General features: G+C 62.5%; 13 protein-coding genes. 11 read left to right on the forward strand and 2 right to left on the reverse strand.

Annotation, left to right across the window (positions count from 1 at the left end; genetic code table 11):
- Positions 1-56: 56 nt before the first annotated feature.
- Positions 57-2,192 (reverse strand): S9 family peptidase, encoded by a 2,136-nt coding sequence (locus KUV72_RS09335; RefSeq protein WP_222238108.1) that lies wholly within the window; start codon positions 2,190-2,192, stop codon positions 57-59.
- Between the two features lie 216 nt (positions 2,193-2,408).
- Between KUV72_RS09335 and KUV72_RS09340 the strand changes: the two genes are divergently transcribed.
- From KUV72_RS09340 to KUV72_RS09380, 9 genes are all read left to right on the forward strand, one after another.
- Positions 2,409-2,846: a hypothetical protein gene (locus KUV72_RS09340; protein ID WP_206936964.1), complete on the forward strand. Its 438-nt coding sequence runs from the start codon at positions 2,409-2,411 to the stop codon at positions 2,844-2,846.
- Between the two features lie 94 nt (positions 2,847-2,940).
- The gene (locus KUV72_RS09345) at positions 2,941-4,794 is read left to right on the forward strand and encodes a VWA domain-containing protein (RefSeq protein WP_222238109.1); all 1,854 of its coding nucleotides are present in this window, start codon (positions 2,941-2,943) and stop codon (positions 4,792-4,794) included.
- Entirely contained in the window at positions 4,787-5,590 is an 804-nt protein-coding gene (locus KUV72_RS09350) for a class II glutamine amidotransferase (protein ID WP_222162973.1), read from the forward strand. The genes KUV72_RS09345 and KUV72_RS09350 overlap by 8 nt, the downstream gene beginning before the upstream one ends.
- A 158-nt stretch (positions 5,591-5,748) precedes the next feature.
- On the forward strand, positions 5,749-7,425 hold the full coding sequence (locus tag KUV72_RS09355) for an AMP-binding protein (protein WP_222238110.1): 1,677 nt from the start codon (positions 5,749-5,751) through the stop codon (positions 7,423-7,425).
- Positions 7,426-7,671: 246 nt separating this feature from the next.
- Positions 7,672-11,610: an ATP-dependent RNA helicase HrpA gene (gene hrpA / locus KUV72_RS09360; RefSeq protein ID WP_409995886.1), complete on the forward strand. Its 3,939-nt coding sequence runs from the start codon at positions 7,672-7,674 to the stop codon at positions 11,608-11,610.
- A gap of 156 nt (positions 11,611-11,766) precedes the next feature.
- Positions 11,767-12,894 (forward strand): beta-ketoacyl-ACP synthase III, encoded by a 1,128-nt coding sequence (locus KUV72_RS09365; RefSeq protein WP_222238111.1) that lies wholly within the window; start codon positions 11,767-11,769, stop codon positions 12,892-12,894.
- Positions 12,895-13,218: 324 nt separating this feature from the next.
- On the forward strand, positions 13,219-13,989 hold the full coding sequence (locus KUV72_RS09370; protein ID WP_222238112.1) for a VacJ family lipoprotein: 771 nt from the start codon (positions 13,219-13,221) through the stop codon (positions 13,987-13,989).
- Between the two features lie 12 nt (positions 13,990-14,001).
- Positions 14,002-15,195, forward strand: a complete 1,194-nt coding sequence (locus tag KUV72_RS09375) for a PP2C family protein-serine/threonine phosphatase (RefSeq protein WP_222162976.1) — start codon at positions 14,002-14,004, stop codon at positions 15,193-15,195.
- Entirely contained in the window at positions 15,182-15,691 is a 510-nt protein-coding gene (locus KUV72_RS09380) for an STAS domain-containing protein (RefSeq protein ID WP_206937113.1), read from the forward strand. Before KUV72_RS09375 ends, KUV72_RS09380 begins: the two co-directional genes overlap by 14 nt.
- 253 nt (positions 15,692-15,944) lie before the next feature.
- On the opposite strand, the gene tal is transcribed toward KUV72_RS09380, so the two are convergent.
- Positions 15,945-16,883, reverse strand: coding sequence for a transaldolase (tal, locus tag KUV72_RS09385; RefSeq protein ID WP_206937116.1), 939 nt, complete (start codon positions 16,881-16,883; stop codon positions 15,945-15,947).
- Positions 16,884-17,125: 242 nt separating this feature from the next.
- Between tal and KUV72_RS09390 the strand changes: the two genes are divergently transcribed.
- On the forward strand, positions 17,126-18,325 hold the full coding sequence (locus tag KUV72_RS09390) for a Bcr/CflA family multidrug efflux MFS transporter (RefSeq protein ID WP_222238113.1): 1,200 nt from the start codon (positions 17,126-17,128) through the stop codon (positions 18,323-18,325).
- Complete coding sequence (locus tag KUV72_RS09395) at positions 18,322-19,080, forward strand: sulfite exporter TauE/SafE family protein (RefSeq protein WP_315857873.1); 759 nt, start codon at positions 18,322-18,324, stop codon at positions 19,078-19,080. Before KUV72_RS09390 ends, KUV72_RS09395 begins: the two co-directional genes overlap by 4 nt.
- The last annotated feature ends 155 nt before the right edge of the window (positions 19,081-19,235 follow it).

Raw genomic sequence — 19,235 nt, forward strand, 5'->3', positions numbered from 1 at the left:
TGGCCGCACGCAGCGGCCAGTGGGTATTCCGTCCTACTACCATATCAGCGTGCCGATCAGCGCGCAGGGGTGTCTGTCGTGGGCGCGGGTGAGTCGCCTTCGTCGGCCAGTCCCAATGCCCAGAGGATGAACGCATCCTGCTGCGCCCCATCGCGCCAAGCCTTGAAGCGGCCGGATGCGCCGCCATGGCCGGAGTCCATATCCGTCTTCAGTAGTGTCACCCGGTTCGACAGGGCGGGGCTGGCGATGTTCGCCAGGCTAAGCCGCGCGTACAGCTTGGCGGGCTCCCAGTAGGGCACCCGGCTATCGTGCCAGCTGCCTTGCAGGAACACCGGTGGCCAGGCGTCTTCTTGCAGGTTGTCGAGGGGTGAGTAACTGCCGATACGGCGGGCATCGGCGGCATGATTGGGGTTGCCCCACTCGGTATATTCGGCGGTGGTCAGCGGTAGGTCGGGGTTTTCCATGGTGCGTAGAACATCCACGAAAGGCACGTCGAGTACCGCTGCGCAGAAGGCCTGGGGCGATTGGTTGAGGCTGGCCCCGACCAGCAGGCCACCGGCGCTGGCGCCGTAGGCGACGATCCGGTCCGGGGCCGATTGGCCGGCGTCGACCAGGGCATCCCGAGCGGCCAGGAAATCCTCGAAGCTGTTGGGTTTGTGCTCCAGCTTTCCGGCCAGGTACCAGGGTTCCCCCCGCTCGCCGCCGCCACGCACATGGGCCACCGCAAAGGCGACACCGCGGGCCAGCAACTCAAGGCGAGCCACCGAGAACCAGGGATCCAGCGCTTCACCGTAGGCCCCATAGCCGTAAAGCAGAGTGGGTAGCGCCTGATCTGCCAAGTCCTTGCGACAGACCACGGATACCGGCACCTGCTCCCCATCATGGGAGACCGCCCATAGCCTTCGACAGCTCAGGTCTTCGGGCATCAGGTCACCGTGCAGCGGCTGGCGCTTGAGCAGCTGTCGCTGGCCACTGTCCAGGTCCAGTGACCACCAGCTGGACGGGCTGCAAAAGGACTCTTCGCGCAGACGCAGCACGCGGTCATCGAAATGCGGGCTATCCCCCAGGTTGAGGCTGAGGGGACCTGGCGAGCAGGGCAGCGCTGCGTCCAGCGTCAACCGGTGGTCGCCATCGAACTCAAGGCGGCGCAGCCTGACTTGGGCCTCTCGGTGGTCACGTTCGGCCACGACCAGTCCCCAGGCGTAGGCGTCGATGCCTTCCAGCGTGCTGTTCTCGCGGTGACCGATCACCACCTGGCGCGACCCGGAGCGGTGCTCTTCTTCTACTTCCAGCTGAAAATGCTTGGCGCCTTGGTTATGCAGGATATAGAAGTAGCCGGGTCGATGATCGATGGCATATTCGACCCCGGTTTCCCGCACCTGGTAGCAGCGGGGCGCAACATGGGGCGTGTGAGCGGGGACCACATGGGTCTCGCTGGTGTCCTTGGAGGCCGCTTCTATGGTCAGCCAGGCGCGGGAACGCGTCTTGCCAAGTCCGATCCAGAACTCGGGGTCGTCCTCGCGCAGCACGAGCTGCTCCTGCTCCACCGACGCTGTCGCGTCAGCGGTATTCAGCGCAAGGCGCAGCCGCCAGGCACTGTCGGGTCGCTGGGTGGCATCGTAGCGAGTGAACAGCAGAGTGCAGCGGTCTTCCGCCCAGCACAGCTCCGGACCGATATCGTCCAGCAAGGGGATGGCCTGCCCGTTCGGCAGGCGCTTGATGAACAGGCGATACGTCTCGTCACCCTGGGTGTCTTCGGTCCAAGCCAGCCACTCTTCGTTCGGCGACAGAGCCATGTCACCCAGCTCCAGGAAGGACTGCTCCCGAGCGCGTGCTTCCAGATCAAAGAACGTCTCGCGCTGATCGGGCGCGTCGTTGGGGTGGCGCCACCACACCGGGTAGTCGGCATCAGCGGCGGTCTCGCTCCACAGCGTGTAGTGATCCAGGCGGCTGGGTAGCCCGGTCACGGCCAGTTCGCGCCGGGCAAGATGACCCGCATAGAGGCGCTCTACCAGCGGTTCCAGGGGCCTGAACCACTGGTCCGTCTGTGTATTGGCGGCATCCAGAAATCCGCGTACCGCGGGCTCGTCTCTCTCCTCAAGCCAATGCCAGGCCGCGTCATCTTGACGAAGATAGGTAGTGGCGGGGGCAGCCTGTGTGGCGGCTGTTGCATTTGGCGGCTGTGCTTTCATGGTGCGAGATGTACCATACTCGGAACGAGTGTCGTCATGTGCGTTGATGTCGGGAAAAACGGCAATGATGTGAACGGATGATGGGGCAGGGAACCGACCCTCCTGCGTGGCTGTCCCAGCGGTCTGGCGATCGGCCTCTGGTGCCAGGCTACCGGCCACGCTGGCATCGCGGTGTCATCTATGCAGTCTTTCCTTAACAGTTGATGGGAGCAAGTAATGTTGATTTCGGATTCCATGTCCACGCTGTGGTTGATCTACGCAGCATTGTCGCTGGTCGTACTGCTGACTGGCTACCTCGGACTGGCATTTTTACCGCGCATGCCAAGGCTGGTAGTGACCTGGGCCGTGGCGGGTGTGATGTGGATGCCGTCGGCATTTGACCTGCCCCTGGTGGAAGAAGGGCAGGTCTACAACGGTCAGGCTCCTGCCATCATGGTGGCCGCAGTTGCGTTCATGGATGGGCGTCAGGGCGTGATGCTGCCGGCGGCCACACGAGTGATCATCGGTGCTGCCATCGGTGCGGTGTTTGGCCTGGCGCTGTGGTGGGCCGGACGTCGCCGTCGCGTGCGCAAGGCAGCAGAGGCCGCCTCTCGCCAGCAGCAGCAAGAGGGCGGTCAAGAACAGCACGAACGTCAGGAGCCTGTATTGAGGTGAGCGGTCGGCGGCGATGGGCGCCATCGCCGTCTAGCGAGACTCGCCTCTCATCGCAACACGCTACCACGCCATGCTGCCGACTCCAGGAGCTGCCATGAAGAAGCCGAACCCCTCGATGTCCGTGCTGGTCGCTGGCTTGGTGGCCGGCGCCATGGCGTTCACGCTGGCGTCTTCGGTCATGGCGCAGGACGTGGGTGATGACGCCTGGGCGGAGCAGCCTCCCGATGTGCGCGTCGTAGTGGACGTCTCCGGCAGCATGAAGACCAATGATCCGAACAAGCTCGCCGGCAGCGCGCTGGACATGTTGGTGGCCCTGCTGCCAGGGGGCGTCAATGCCGGTATCTGGACGTTCGGCCAGAGCGTCGATAATCCATTGCCCCCGGCTCGCGTGGACGCCCAGTGGCGCGAGCGCGCGCTGGCCTTGCCGCCTGCGCTGGAGCAGTACCAGCAGTACACCGACATTGAAGCGGCGCTGAGCACCGCCGCGGCCGCCGAAGCAGAAGGCTGGCGTCATCTGGTGCTGCTGACGGATGGGGTGATTGATCTGGCGCCGGGCAATGGCAGCAAGCCAGAGATCGATCTTGCCTCGCGTGCCCGCCTTGTCGACAGCGTGGTGCCCGCGCTGGCGGATCAGGGAGTGGCGATCCACGCCATCGCCTTTTCCGACGGGGCGGATGTGGCATTGGTGGAACGGCTGGCGCAGCGAACCGGCGGCCTGGCAGCGGTGGCAGAGACGCCGAACGCGCTGCTGGGGGCCTTCCTCGACATCGTCGAGCGTATTTTCCCGGTGGACCAGGTACCGCTGCAGGATCAGCGCTTCACCGTGGATGCCAGCGTCGACGACTTCTCCGCCTTGGTGTTTCACGAGCCCGGACAGGGCGAGGTGACGCTGGTGGCGCCGGATGGACGTCGCTATACCCGCGATACTGCCCCAGCGGGGGTCCGCTGGCAGCGGGAGCCCCGTTTCGATCTGATTCAGGTGCCTCGGCCCGAGCAGGGGGAGTGGCGCATCGAGGGCCCTGTGGCGGACGATTCACGGGTGACGGTGAACAGTGACCGGCAGCTGGTGACCGGGGCACTCCCCGCGACGCTGTATTCGGGCTTCTCGGTGCCGCTCAGCGTCAGGGTGGAGCAGGGCGATGACGTGATGGTGCCGGAGGGGCTGCAGGTCACGGCGGAACTGACCGGCGAGGCCGTGGAAGGCTCCCATGTCGTCTCCCTGGTCAATCAGCAAGGCGTATTTCGCGCAGACCTGGCCGCGCCGGCAGGTGTCGGAGCCGCCCGCTTGGTGATCACCGCCGAGGCAGATGACTTTCATCGCCAGCGGGTTCAGGCCGTCAACGTGTTGCCCGCCATCGGGGTCGCTCTGGATCGGCAGCAGCGCAGCGTGTCGCTGGTCGCCGAGCATCCTCGCCTGGAGCATGGGAACACTCGGTTTGAGGCCGAGCTCACCGGGCAGCCGTTGGAGGTAAAGCCCTCCGGTGGTCGTCGCTGGACGCTGCAGCTGCCCGAGCTTGAGGATGACGTGCGCCGGCCAATGCGTATCGTGGCAGTGGCAGAACTCGACGGTGATGAGACCCGTTGGGAGCTGCCGACGGTGTGGATCAATGCCGACGGTGAGGTCGGTATCGATCGTGCTCTGGCGGGACCCACCTTGAGCGGAGAACGTTTCGCGTCGGCCAGTGACGACACCGCCGCGCCTGCCCAGCAGGCCCCCTTGGCAGATCGCTTCGTGGCGTTGGTCAATGAAGGGCCGGAGCGACTGGTGCAGTGGTGGCGCGATGGGCGTCCTGGACTGGCCCCGGCGATGGAACAGGCCCGCAGCGATCCGCGCGTGCTGGCGTCGCTGGTCGTGGTGTTGGTGGTCTGCGTTGTACTGTATCTATGGCGACGCCGCAGGCAGCGTCAGCCCGAACGTGAATCAACAAGAGAAGAGCCGCATGTGTGAGCTTCTGGGCATGAGCGCCAATGTGCCCACCGACATCTGTTTCAGCTTTACCGGGTTTCTCCATCGCGGCGGTGGTACCGGGCCACATCGTGATGGTTGGGGCATCGCATTCTATGAAGAAGGCGGTTATCGCGAATTTCGCGATCCCCACCCCTCCGTGCATTCACGTATTGCCCGATTGATCTGCGAATACCCGATCAAGTCGCATATCGTGATCAGCCATATTCGTCAGGCCAATGTGGGGCAGGTAAAGCTCGCCAATACCCATCCCTTTGTGCGCGAAATGTGGGGGCAGCCTTGGTGCTATGCCCATAACGGGCAGTTGACGGACTGGCAGCAACTGGAGCTCGCCAGCTATCGACCGGTGGGCTCCACCGACAGCGAACATGCCTTCTGTCATTTATTGGGTGAGCTGCGTCGACACTACCCGGACCCACCCGAGGATCGCCGTGGGCTGTGGCAGACGCTTCATCAGCTTTGCGAGAAGTTGCGTGGCCTTGGTGTGTTCAACCTGCTGCTGGCAGATGGGGAGTATCTGTATACCTTCTGCTCAACCAAGCTGGCGCACATTACCCGGCGCGCCCCGTTCGGCGAGGCGAATCTCTCCGATGCGGATATGGTGGTGAACTTCATCGAGCATACGACCCCTAATGACGTGGTGTCGGTGCTGGCCACCGAGCCGCTGACCGATAATGAAAAGTGGACACGCATGCTGCCGGGTGAGCTGCTGGTGTGGCGTGACGGCGAAATCGTGGCGCGCTTTCTCAGCGAGCAGGACTCCGCAGAGCAAGGATAAGCGACGTTAATCTTCCCGGTTTTAAACGAAAGTTTGAATCGGTTGTATTACAGTTTGTTGCGATCCTGGGCTATGGTAGCCATAGTCAAGCAAGCGCTGAATCAGGCGCTGAAGTTCGATAATAAGCAGGAGGCCATGTCCTCCAGTGGAGAACGCCCATGAGTGAGAACGCCGCTGCATCGATCGTCCGGGGGGAGGCTCTGGAAGGGCTTGATGATTACCACTCGGTGATGGACATCTTCCATCGCTCCGTCAAGCGGTATGCCGACAAGGTGGCATTCTCATGCATGGGCAAGTCATTGACCTATGCGGAGCTGGATCGATTGTCCGGTGACTTTGCCGCCTGGTTGCAGAACGAGACCCAGCTGCAGCCCGGTGATCGCGTCGCCATTCAGCTGCCCAACCTGCTGCAGTTTCCGGTTGCCGTATTTGGTGCCATTCGCGCTGGCATGGTGGTGGTCAATACCAACCCGCTCTATACCGAGCGGGAGATGGCGCACCAGTTCAAGGACTCCGGCGCCAAGGCCATCCTGATTCTGGCGAACATGGCCGACAAGCTGGAAAAGGTGCTCGACAAGACCGATATCGAGCATGTCGTGATCACCGAGATTGGTGATCTACACGACTTTCCCAAGCGACCGCTGATCAATTTCGTGGTCAAGTACGTCAAGAAGATGGTGCCTCGTTATTCGTTGCCCAAGGCGATCGGCCTGCGGCAGGTGCTCAAGCGCGGCGCAGCGCTCGAGCACGCGGAGGCGGACGGCAAGCTCGATGATATTGCCGCCCTGCAATACACCGGCGGCACGACGGGGCTGGCGAAGGGGACCATGCTCACCCATCGCAATCTTGTGGCCAATATGCTGCAGGCCAAGCAGATCATCGGGACAGGGCTTGGGGAAGGTTGTGAGGTGGTCGTGGCGCCGTTGCCCGTCTATCACATCTACACCTTCACGGTGAACTGCCTGTTCATGCTGGAAGGGGGGAACCATTCCCTGCTGATCACCAATCCGCGTGACCTGGATAACTTCGTCAAGGAGCTCAAGAACACCCGCTTCACCGGGTTCGTGGGGCTCAATACCTTGTTCAACGCGCTGTGCAACCGCGACGACTTCAAGGCGCTGGACTTTTCCGACCTGCGCCTCACCATTTCCGGTGGCATGGCGCTGACCAAGGCGGTGGCCAAGCGCTGGGAAGAGGTGACCGGCTGCCCGGTGGCCGAAGGCTACGGCTTGACCGAGACATCGCCGATTGTCAGCTTCAATCCGGTCGAGGCGATTCAGCTGGGGACGATTGGTCGTCCTGTCGCGGGTACCGAGCTCAAGCTGTGCAACCCAGATGGGGGTGAGCCACAGCCGGGTGAACCGGGAGAGCTGTGCGTGCGAGGGCCTCAGGTGATGAAGGGGTACTGGCAACGTGACGACGAGACCGCCAAGGTGATCGATGCCGACGGCTTCTTTCACACCGGCGATATCGCGGTGATTCAAGATGATGGCTATGTGCGTATCGTTGACCGCAAGAAAGACATGATCCTGGTGTCAGGCTTTAACGTGTACCCCAACGAGATCGAAGACGTGGTGGCGGCGCACCCCAAGGTGGTGGAGTCCTGCGCCGTCGGGGTGCCCGACGAGACCAACGGCGAGGTGATCAAGCTGTTCGTGGTGGCCAAGGACAGCTCGCTGACCACCGAGGAGCTGCGTAGCTGGTGCAAGAAGGAGCTGACCGCCTACAAGGTGCCCAAGCTGGTGGAGTTCCGTGATGAGCTGCCCAAGACCAACGTCGGCAAGGTGCTGAGGCGCCAGCTGCGCGATGAAGGAAGGGGGGGCGAAGCCGCGTGACCCTCGCTGCAGGGTTGGCAGCGGCCGCTTGAGCGTTACAATAGTGTGTTTTGCGCGCCCTTTGCGGCGACGCCTCCTGCAAGGGATGGCGTTGTCTCGCGAAGGGCGCCGTCGTCCTGACCGGAGCGACGCTCACGCCCACCTGGAGCCTGCGACCCTATCGTGTGTAGTTCGACGTCCACTTCCCAGCAAGATACCACTGCCGCCGCGCGACTCGAACGCCTGAGCTCAGGCCTCGATGAGGTGATGCTGCGCGACCGGCCCGTGTTGACCAAACGACTGTCTGGCCTGGCGCGTCGCTTGCGCGACGACAAACCCATTGACCGCGGCCTAGGGGAACTGGAAGCCCAATGGCAGCGCTCCAACCGCACCCTGCAGCAGCGCCGCGAGCGTCCAGTGACGCTGGAGTATCCCGAAGCACTACCCGTCGCCGAGCGTCGGCAGGACATCCTGGAGGCGCTAGCCTCGCATCAGGTAGTGGTGGTGGCGGGCGAGACCGGCTCTGGCAAGACCACCCAGCTGCCCAAGCTGTGTCTTGAGCTGGGACTCGGTCGTCGAGGTTTGATTGGACACACGCAGCCAAGACGACTGGCTGCGCGCTCCGTCGCCACGCGCCTGGCGGAAGAGCTCCAGGTGCCCGTCGGCGAGCAGGTAGGGTATCAGGTCCGCTTCACCGATCAGACCAACGATGACACCCTGGTCAAATTGATGACAGACGGGATTCTGCTGGCGGAAACCCGGCAGGACCCTGACCTGCTGCGCTACGACACGCTGATCATCGACGAGGCTCACGAACGTAGTCTCAACATCGACTTTCTGCTGGGGTATCTGAAGCGACTGTTGTCTCGCCGCAAGGACCTCAAGGTGATCATCACGTCGGCCACCATCGACGTGGAGCGTTTCAGCCAGCATTTTGCGACTCGTCACGCCGACGGCTCTGTCCAGCCTGCCCCTGTGGTGGAAGTGTCGGGGCGTACCTACCCGGTGGAAGTCCGCTATCGCCCCTTGATCAGGGACGCCGAGGACGAAGAAGACCGGTCTCTCAGCGAAGGCATACTCCACGCGGTGGAGGAGATTGAAGCCATCGAGCGGGAAAAGCGCTGGTTTCATGGACCGCGAGATATTCTGGTGTTTCTGCCGGGAGAGCGTGAGATCCGCGAAACCGCCGATGTGCTCAGGCGTGCCGACCTCAAGAGCACCGAGGTCTTGCCGCTTTACGCCCGCCTTTCCAATGCTGAACAGAATCGCGTATTTGCGCCCCACGGTGGACGCCGCATCGTGCTGGCCACCAACGTGGCAGAGACGTCGCTGACGGTGCCAGGCATTCGCTACGTCGTTGATCCGGGCCTTGTGCGAATCAGCCGCTACAGCTACCGCGCCAAGATTCAGCGCCTGCCGGTAGAGGCCGTCAGCCAGGCCAGTGCCAATCAGCGAATGGGGCGTTGCGGGCGCGTCGCGGAAGGCGTCTGTATTCGGCTGTATGACGAAGAAGATTTTCTGGCGCGCCCGGAATTCACGGACCCTGAGATTCGCCGTACCAATCTGGCGTCGGTCATCCTGTCGATGCTGTCGCTCAAGCTGGGTGACATCCAGGCGTTTCCGTTCGTCGATCCGCCTGATTCACGTTTTGTCACCGATGGCTTCAAGTTGCTGTTCGAACTGGGCGCGGTCGATGACAAGGGGCGGCTGACGCCGATCGGTCGGCGCCTGGCGCGACTCCCCATCGACCCCCGTCTTGCACGGATGGTGCTGGCAGGCGACGAGCATGGCAGCCTGCGGGAGGTGCTGGTGGTGGTCTCCGCGCTGGCGGTGCAGGACCCGCGTGACCGGCCCGCGGACAAGCGTGAAGCGGCGGACCAGGCGCATCGGCGCTGGCAGGATCCGGAGTCGGACTTTGTGGCTCTGCTCAACCTCTGGCAAGGGTTCGAGACCGCTCGGGACGAGCTGTCCGGGAATCGCCTGCGCCGGTGGTGTCGCGATCATTACTTGAATTACCTGCGCCTGCGGGAATGGCATGACACCTTCCGTCAGCTGCGCCAACTGCTGCGTGACATGGATATTCAGGTGCCACCGCCGCGACAGCAGCTACCGGCCGAGTCCGATGAGGCAGACCAGCGCGAGCATGAGGCTCAACGCGCGCAGACCGTTGCCATGCACAAGGCGCTGTTGACTGGACTGCTCAGTCACCTGGGGACGCTGAACGAAAACCGGGAATACCTGGGCGCGCGCAATCGCAAATTCATGATCCATCCCGCATCGGGGCTTTCCAAGAAGACCCCGAAATGGGTCATGGCCGTGGAATTGGTGGAAACCTCCAGGCTGTTTGCGAGAACCGTGGCCAAGGTGGATCCCCAGTGGATAGAGCCGCTGGCAGGTCATCTGGTCAAGCGCAGCTACAGCGAGCCTCACTGGGAAATGAAACGTGCTCAGGTGGTCGCCTTTGAGCAGGTCACCCTGTTTGGCCTGCCCATCGTCAGTCGTCGCAAGGTGCACTACGGCCCCATCGCCCCGGCCGAGAGTCGCGAGCTGTTCATTCGCCGCGCGCTGGTCGAAGGTGAGTTTCGCACCAAGGGCAGTTTCTTTGCGCATAACCGTGCCTTGATCGACGAGGTCGAGGATCTGGAAGATCGCGCCCGGCGGCGAGACATTCTGGTCGACGAAGAGCAGCTGTTTGACTTCTACGACGCGCGTCTGCCCGAGGATATCGTCAACGGCAAGGGGTTCGAGGCCTGGCGACGCAAGGCGGAGCGTGATGACCCGCAACTGTTGAAGTTCGACCGACAGGCGTTGCTGGCCAGGGACGCCTTGGATGTGACCGGCGAGGCCTATCCGGATGAGCTGGTCATCGAGGGCGTGCGCTATCCCTTGAGCTACCATTTTGCTCCTGGTGCCAAGGACGATGGCGTGACCATGACCGTGCCTGCGGCGATGCTGTCCCAACTGGATCCGGCTCGACTGGAATGGCTCGTGCCAGGCCTGTTGCGCGACAAGTGCATTGCGTTGCTGAAGTCACTGCCCAAGTCGATTCGCCGTCAGGTCGTGCCGATTCCGGATTGGGTCGACGCTGCCCTGGAGGCGCTGGTACCCGGTCAGGGGAGTCTGACCGAGGCGCTTGCGGACTTCTTGCGGGTCAAGACAGGGGTGCGCCTGACCCAGGATGATTGGCGCTGGGACCAGCTTGAGGATCATCTGGTCATGAATCTCAAGGTGGTGGACCACGCTGGCAAGGAACTGGGGCAGGGCAGAGACCTGCGCGCGCTGGAGCGCCGTTTTGAGCAAGCTGCCAGCGAGGGCGCCAGGGCATTGGCCAAGAGTGTGGAAGAACAGGTCGAACTCACGACCTTTCCCCGCGATGCACTCAGTGAGTCACGGGTGACCCAGCAGGCGGGTATTCGGGTCGAGGCCTTTCCGGCGCTGGTGCCTGGGGCAGAGGGCCTGAGGCTTGAGCTGTTCGACCATCCTGACAAGGCGCGAGAAGCCCATCGCCTCGGCGTGGTCAAGGCCGCCATGGACCTGTGCCCATCGCTGGTCAGGGCCATCGAGCGGACTCAAGGGCTTTCAACTTGTGCTCTACTGTTCGCCAAGGTAGGCAGCAAGCGCGCACTGACGGAAGATGTGGTGACGGCGGTGTTTGCCCAGGTGGTGGCGGTAGATCCACTGCCTCGCAGTGCGGCCGCGCTGGAAGAACGCATCGCCGCTGTCGAGCAGGACATGCTACCCCGTGCCGAGAGCATGGTGGCGGTGCTGGAGCGAGCGCTCAAGGGCCATCTGGCAGTGACCAAGGCGTTGAAGGGCAATCTCAGCCTCTCGCTGGCACTGGTATACAGTGATCTCAAGGCACAGATGCAGCGCCTGGTGCATCCTGGGTTCGTCACGGCGGCAGGACCATGGCTGGAGGCGTATCCGCGCTATATGGAGGCGGCTCTGGTACGTCTGGAGAAGGCCCCAAGGGAGCGTTCTCGGGATCAGATGCTGATGCAGGTGGTGCAGGACTTCGAAGCGAAACTGGACGCCAGGCGTCAGGCGGACAAGCGCGGCGATGTCGAAGATCCTGCGTTGGTGGAATTCCGCTGGTGGATCGAGGAACTGAGGGTGTCGCTGTTTGCCCAGCAACTCGGTACCGCCATGCCAGTCTCAGAAAAACGCCTGGCGAAGCGCTGGGCAGAGCTGACAGGTCGGGCCTGATTCGGTCCGGCATGAGCGCCAGCTCGAGTAGTGAGCCAATGACGTTGCTTCGTGCAGGCGTTGGCCGCAACGAGGGAGCGTGACGTGAATCTAAGCGGTCGTTGATAGGCCGCGACAGCAAGGTGGCATGCAAGCTGCCCGATGAAGGAGAAAGGCATGACCCCAGCGAAGGTGCTGATTACCGGCAGCGGACTCTATACGCCGCCAAATGCCATCGATAACGATGCGCTGGTGGCGTCGTACAACGCCTGGGTGGATGCCGAGAATGCGCGCCATCAAGCTGCCATCGACGCCGGAGAGCGGGAGCCGCTTGCCCATTCAAGCAGCGAGTTCATCGTCAAGGCATCCGGTATCCAAAGCCGCTATGTGCTCGATGCTGAGGGCATCCTGAATCCCGAACGGATGCGTCCCCAGTTGGACGAGCGTGCCAATGACGCCCCGGGTATCCAGTGCGAGATGGCCCTTGCGGCGTCCCGTGAAGCGCTGGATAGCGCGGGTGTTGCAGCGGCGGATATCGATCTGGTGATTGTGGCCTGTTCGAACCTTGAGCGCGCTTACCCCGCGGTGGCGGTGGAGCTGCAGCAGGCGCTAGGTGCAGGAGGGTACGCGTTCGACATGAACGTTGCCTGTTCGTCAGCGACCTTCGCCATCGACAATGCCGTCAATGCCATCCGCGGCGGGGGCGTGCGGCGCGCACTGGTCGTCAACCCCGAGGTGTGCTCCGCTCATCTCAACTTCCGCGATCGCGACAGCCACTTCATCTTTGGCGATGCCTGCACCGCGCTGGTCCTGGAGAGTGAGGACGTGGCAACCGCTGCGTCCTCCTTCGAGGTGGTCGGTACCCGGCTGCTGACGCGGTTCTCCAATGCGATTCGCAACAATGCGGGTTTCCTCAATCGGGTGACCGACAGCGATCCGCTGGCGGTGGACAAGCTGTTCGTGCAGGAGGGGCGTCGGGTGTTCAAGGACGTCTGCCCGATGGTCGCCGAACTGATTCGAGATCACCTGTCCAGTCTGCAGATCACGCCCTCCTCGGTGTCACGGCTATGGCTGCATCAGGCCAACCGCCATATGAATGATCTCATCGCACGTCGTGTCCTCGGCCACGAGCCTGCGTTGGATCAAGCGCCGATCATCCTTGATCGTTACGCTAATACAAGCTCTGCTGGTTCGGTCATCGCTTTCCATTTGCATCATCAGGATCTCGAACCGGGTGCCTTCGGGGTGGTTTGTTCCTTCGGCGCGGGCTACAGTGCGGGCTGCGTCGTGATTCGACGACGCTGAGACAGGCCCTTGCCAGGACGGCAAAGGTGGAGTGCCGCGGCGACCACCTAGCCCCGATGGCGGTCGCCAACCCCTGGATCCGACGGCGGACGCCGGTAGCGGTCCAGGTGGCTGGTCACAGGGCCCGTAGCGCGACAGTAGAAGACGCAGGGAAACAATAATCGGTAGTGTGCCTCGACGACACGGCATGCTACGGGTGAATGGCAAGCCTGTCTGGCGATGCCACATGCTGTAGGAGGGTTCGCCAGGTCAGGCGGTGATGTCGAGCGCTGGCGCCCTCAAAGTGATGATGGTGACATGGACAGGCAATGGAGGCAGTCGAAAATGAACGCTAATGAATGCGGTGTCCTGAGTAAAAGTGCGCCGAAGGGCGTTGTGGTACTGGCAGCCGCACTGGCGGTCAGTGGATGCGCCAGCAGCGGTGTGAATAGTGAGCCTAACCCGGCGGATCCCTGGGAAGGCTTCAACCGCCGCGTGTTTGCCTTCAATGATGTCCTGGATCGGTATGCGCTGAAGCCGGCTGCTCAGGGCTATCGCTATATCACCCCGGACCCGCTGGAGCGGGGGGTGAGCAACTTCTTCGACAACCTCGGTGAAGTGCGCACGGTGCTCAACAGCCTGCTGCAAGGCAAGCCCGCCAATGCCGGCAATTCCAGCATGCGGTTCTTGATGAACACCACCTTTGGCCTCGGTGGCCTGCTCGACCCCGCCAGCCATGCCGGCTTTACGGCCGATACTGAAGACTTCGGTCAGACCCTGGCGGCCTGGGGTGTCGGCGAGGGGCCTTACGTGGTGCTGCCGTTCCTTGGGCCAAGCACGGTGCGTGACACGGCAGCGCTGCCGGTGGACTGGTATTCGTATCCGCTGAGCTATGTGGAAGACGACACCGTGCGCTATTCGCTGCGCGGGCTCGAGCTACTGGACGCCAGGGCGCAGCTGCTTGACCAGGAAGACCTGATTCGTGGCGACCGGTACAGCTTCATTCGAGATGCCTGGCTGCAGCGCCGCATGTTCGAGGTCAACGATGGCCAGCTGGGTGAGGACAACTTCATCAACGATGATTTTGACTACGACGAAGATGCGTTCGCCGAGTAAGGCCGCGTGACCATGCTAGCTGCCAAGCCCCTGATCGGTGTCATCGACCATCCGGGCCGTCATCGCGACGCCCTGGTGGATGCCATTGCACGAGATGGCCTGGCGGTGTTCGCCGCGGCGAGTGCAGCAGAGCTGCCTGAGACGACGGCACTGGTGGTGGCCCACTCGCTGGCGGTGCCGAGTCGCGAGTGGATGACCCTGGCCGAGCGCTGGCCGACTCTGGTGGTGAGCGAAGATCGTCGCGACGACGACCTGCTGAAGGCGGTGGATGCCGGACTGATCGATTACGTGATCGAGCCCCTGCGTCACGCTCACTTGCTGCGGCGCATGATACGCCGGGTGGTCGATGTCAATCGCCTGGCCCGAGAGCGCGAGCAGGACCGGCTGCGTCTGGAAGAGCTCAATGAAAGCCTGGAGACGCACCTGGCCATGCTGCGGCTGGATCAGCAGGCGGGGGGGCAGATTCAGCGGCGAATGCTGCCCGTGCGTCCACAGCAGCTCGGCAGGGTGGGGTGTGACTACTGGTTGGCACCATCGCTCTATCTGTCCGGCGACTTTCTCGATATCCAGGCGTACAATGAGCGGTATACGTTATTCTACTTTGCCGACGTGTCGGGTCACGGTGCTTCTTCCGCCTTTGTCACGGTGTTGCTCAAGTACCTGTTCAACCGATGGCAAGGCGAGTGGAATGGAGAGGCCCCAGAGGCCTTGCCGCCGAGGTGGCTGGCGCAACTGAACCGGGAACTTCTGGATACCGGGATCGGCAAGCATGCCACCCTGTTTGTCGGCGTTATCGACCAGCAGAAGCGCTATCTACACTATTCATTGGGGGCCCAGCTGCCGATGCCATTGCTGAAAACGAGCGAAGGTGTGGTGACGCTGGAAGGAGAAGGCATGCCAGTCGGGCTGTTTCCTGACGTGTGCTACCCGACGCTTGGCTGTGACCTGCCGAGCGATTTTTCTCTATGGCTGTGTTCTGACGGCGTGCTGGAGTGTTTGCCGGGGGCTAGCCTGGAGGCGAGACTGGACGAATTGCAGCAGCGGGTCGCCAGCAGCGATTCATTGGATACGCTGCGACGAGGCTTGGCCTTGGGCACCTTGTCCAGTGATGAAGAAGCGCTCGCCGACCCCACCTCGGGTCGCGAAGAGCTGCCTGACGACTTGACGATCATGTTGGTGAGCGGGTTTGGCGATGAAAGTGCATGAAGGCCGCCTGAAGGCAGCATTTGATTCTGGTGTGTTCGTGCTCAAGCTGTGTGGCGATGTCCGCCTCACGCTGTGCGCAACACTGGACCATCAAGCCCAGCAACTGGCACAGACGCCGGGGCTGACGGCTGTCATGATTGACCTGCGGGATGCGAGCAATGTGGACTCCACGGCGCTGGGCTTTCTCGCCAAGGTCGCCATGGCCCTGCGGGGCAAGCTCGAACAGTCTCCGACCATCGTGGCCGACAACCCTGACGTCAAGCGCATGCTGGAGGTGATGGGCTTCGGCAGCTTCTTTACCCTGGTCGAACGGCCCATTGCCGAAGTCGACGAACTGCAGGAATTGCCCGAGGTAGCGGCTGATGAAGAAGGGTTACGTCAGCGCATTCTCGAGGCCCATCGTATTCTGATGCGCATGAACGAACACAATCAGGAGCAATTTCAGCCCCTGGTAGAAATGCTCGAAGCGCAGAGCGAGAGCGCGCACAAGGCCTGATGTCGGCGCGTCAACGGGTAGCCTGTTATTCGCAGTGCTGGTGTCGCAGTCCCAGTGTCTAAACGTGAGTCTGGGGCTGGTGTGTTGCCAATTGGCGTGCCCAGGGCGTCACGCATCCCGGTTTGGAACTAGAACTACAAGCGTTTCAGCGTTGAGCTTGCGAGGGCGGAGCTCGACCTGCCGCGGGCCAGCGCCCCGGACTTTCGCTCATGTCCTTGAACGACCTCCGGAGCGTTGGCCACATACGGTCGGATCAGCTGCTGCGCAGGTCAGCGAGCAGGGTTTCCAGCTTGCGCTGATCGGCCATGAACTTGCGAATGCCCTCTGCCAGTTTTTCGGTTGCCATGGCGTCCTCGTTCATCGCCCAGCGGAAGTCGGCCTCGGACTGCGGTTCCGGAGGGCGGGTCTCGGCGTCACTGGCGGTCAGTCGACGAGGCAGGTCGCCTGATGCACTCTGCAGTTCTTCCAGCAGGTTGGGCGAGATCGTGAGGCGGTCACAGCCTGCCAGCGCCTTGACCTCATCGGTATTGCGGAAGCTGGCACCCATCACGATGGTGGAGTAGCCGTGCCCCTTGTAGTGGTCATAGATGCGCTTCACCGACTGAACGCCAGGATCGTTGTCGCCGGAGAAGTCGGCGTCGGGCTGCTGGGCCTTGTGCCAGTCCAGAATGCGGCCGACAAAGGGGGAAATCAGGGTGACACCGGCGTCGGCGCAGGCTTGAGCCTGAGCGAAGCTGAACAGCAGGGTCAGGTTGGTTCGAATGCCTTCGCGCTCGAGTACCTTGGCGGCACGAATGCCTTCCCAGGTCGATGCCACCTTGATCAAGATGCGCTCGGCGCCGACACCGTGGCGGCCATAGCGTTCGATCAGTGAGTGAGCGCGCGCCAGGGTGGCATCGGTGTCGAACGACAGCCGTGCGCTGACCTCGGTAGACACATAACCGGGTACCAGCTCACTGATTTCACTGCCGATTTCGACCGCCACCGCATCCAGGGCGTCGTCAATGTCGTTGGCTTCCTTGGCAATCGCGGCCAGACGTGCGCGTCGGTCGTCGTGGCCGGCGGCCTGCAGGATGAGCGAAGGGTTGGTGGTGGCGTCGGTGGGCTGGAAGCGACGGATGGCGTCCAGGTCCCCGGTGTCGGCGACCACGGTGGTCATCGCTTTCAGTTGATCGAGCAGATTATCTGCCATGCAGCTCTTCTCCAATGTCAGAAGGTGTCGGTGGGCTGGGGTTACTGTATCAAGCGGATGAGATTGACAACAGCCGCGAGCGCTGCCGAGCGCGAGGGAGTGAGGCCGTCGGCACATGGCCTGGTCCTGGTGCGACCCACCGGTCGGCGCTACGGCATATGGGTTGTCCTGTCATCTATCATCGTCTGGCGACGGCGAAACGCCTCGTCGTCTAGACGTCTTTCTATTGTCATGGAGTGTCCGTGTCTTTGAATGCTCGACGAGTGGCGCTGCTGGTCGCCGCCAATACTGCACTTGCCCCCTTTGCGATCGATGCGTATCTGCCCGCCATGCCGGCGCTTGCAGAGACGGTCGGGGCCAGTGTTCACCATACCGAGCTGTCACTCAGCGTTTTCATGGTGGGCTTTGCCGTAGGTCAGCTGACCTGTGGGCCCCTGTCGGATCGGATCGGGCGAAAGCCGGTCTTGCTGGCAGGGCAGATCCTGTTTCTTATTGCCAGTCTGGTGATTGTCAGCGTCGATTCGCTGACCGAACTGCTGGTGTGGCGGTTCGTCCAGGCGCTGGGGGGAGGGGCGTGCGTGGTCAACTCTGCGGCGATCGTGCGGGATTGCTTCAGTGGCCGCGAAGCCGCCAAGGTGATGTCGACCATGGCCATGATTCTGATGCTGGCGCCACTGGTGGCGCCCATGGTCGGCAGTCTGCTGTTGTATGTGGCGGACTGGTGGCTGATCTTTGTCTTCCTGGCCGTCTATGCCGCCTTCCTGATGTGGCTGTTGGGTGCCTTTCTGCCGGAGACTCGCCCAGAGGACGCGCCGGTGGCATCGCCACGGCAGGTGCTGCGCAACTATCTCAGTGTGCTGGTCGATCGTCGGGCCATGGGCTACATCCTTGCTGTTGCGGCGTCCTTTGCGGGTATCTTCGCCTTTGTGACGTCGTCACCCTTCCTGTACATGGAGCACTATGGGCTGTCGCCGGCCGCCTACCCCTTTGTGTTTGGAGCCAATGTCGTGATTATGGCGCTGTCGAATCGCGTCAATATCCGGCTGCTGCGCAGGCGCACCCCACAGCAGAATCTACGGCTGGGCCTGGCGATTCAGCTGGTCGCGGCCTGCGGCTTGATGGCTTTGGTCGCCACTGGGCTGGATTCGATCTACACGGTCGTGCCGCTGGTGATGACCTTTCTTGGGGTGGTCGGCCTTATTTCCCCCAACGCCATCTCCTCGCTGCTGGAGCGTTTCAGTCATATGAGTGCCACGGCCACGGCGCTGCTGGGCAGCATCCAGTTCAGCAGCGCCGCACTGTCCGGTGCCTTGGTCACGGCCTTTGAAATCGACTCGGCCTGGCCGATGGTCATCGCCATGGTCACGGTCGCCGTGATCGGGAATGTGGGGCTGCGTGTGCTGGCGGGGCGCCCCCCCAAGCTCGATGAGGTGGTGTCGTGATCGATGCAGTATGGAGCTGCCTGCTGCAGTGGTGGGCGCTCAGTGAACTGACCTTTGGTACCTGGCTGTGGGTCGGCGGGGTGCTGGCACTCGGGTGTTTCGTACAGCGCACCACCGGGTTTGGCATGGCGGTGGTCGGGGCGCCACTGATACTGCTGAAGGCTCCCGCCATGGTGCCGGTGGTGCTGGTGGTCTACGGCTTTCTGGTGTCGTGCCTGGTGGTCAGGCGCTATCGTCGCGAAGTGGCGATGGGCGACATCTCCATGGCGCTGGTCGGCAAGGTGCCGGGCACCTTGCTGGGGGTGTGGTTGCTGTTGATCGCTCCCATGGCAACCCTTGAAGTCATGATCGCCGCCATCGTGCTGTTCGCCGTGCTGGTCACCCTGTTCAAGCTCCGCCTGCCGGTCAATCGCAGCTCGCTGTTCGGTGCGGGATTTCTCTCGGGAATCTTTGGCGCCGTCGCGGCGATCGGAGGTCCTCCCATCGTCCTTTTGATGCATGGCATGCCGATGGATCGGTTGAGGGGCAACTTGGCGGCCTTCTTCCTGATATCGTCGCTGATGACGCTGGCAAGCCTTGCCGCCGTGGGCAAGGTGCCGCTGTGGTTGCTGGCGGTCAGCCTGAGCTTTCTGCCGATGGTGTTGGTGGGCCATGGGCTGGGGGCCGCGCTGGCGCCAAGACTGCCGAGACGGCTGTTGCAAGGGGCATCCTTGACCCTATGCGCTGCGGCGGCGATTGGACTGCTGTTGAGCTGATCCCCTCTGATCGCGCCGGCGACAACGCCGCCCGCTGCCGCAAGGCGACGGGCGGCGTTTTTTTAGGGGAGGGCGGAGGAAGTGTGGCGACCGGTGTCTCGGGAGCCGAGACGGAATGTCAGCCGTTGGGACACGCCTGTCAGGTATTGCGTGGT

Origin of the sequence: Halomonas sp. DP4Y7-1, from assembly GCF_019800705.1 — a bacterium.
GTDB classification, from domain to species: Bacteria; Pseudomonadota; Gammaproteobacteria; order Pseudomonadales; family Halomonadaceae; genus Halomonas; species Halomonas litopenaei_A.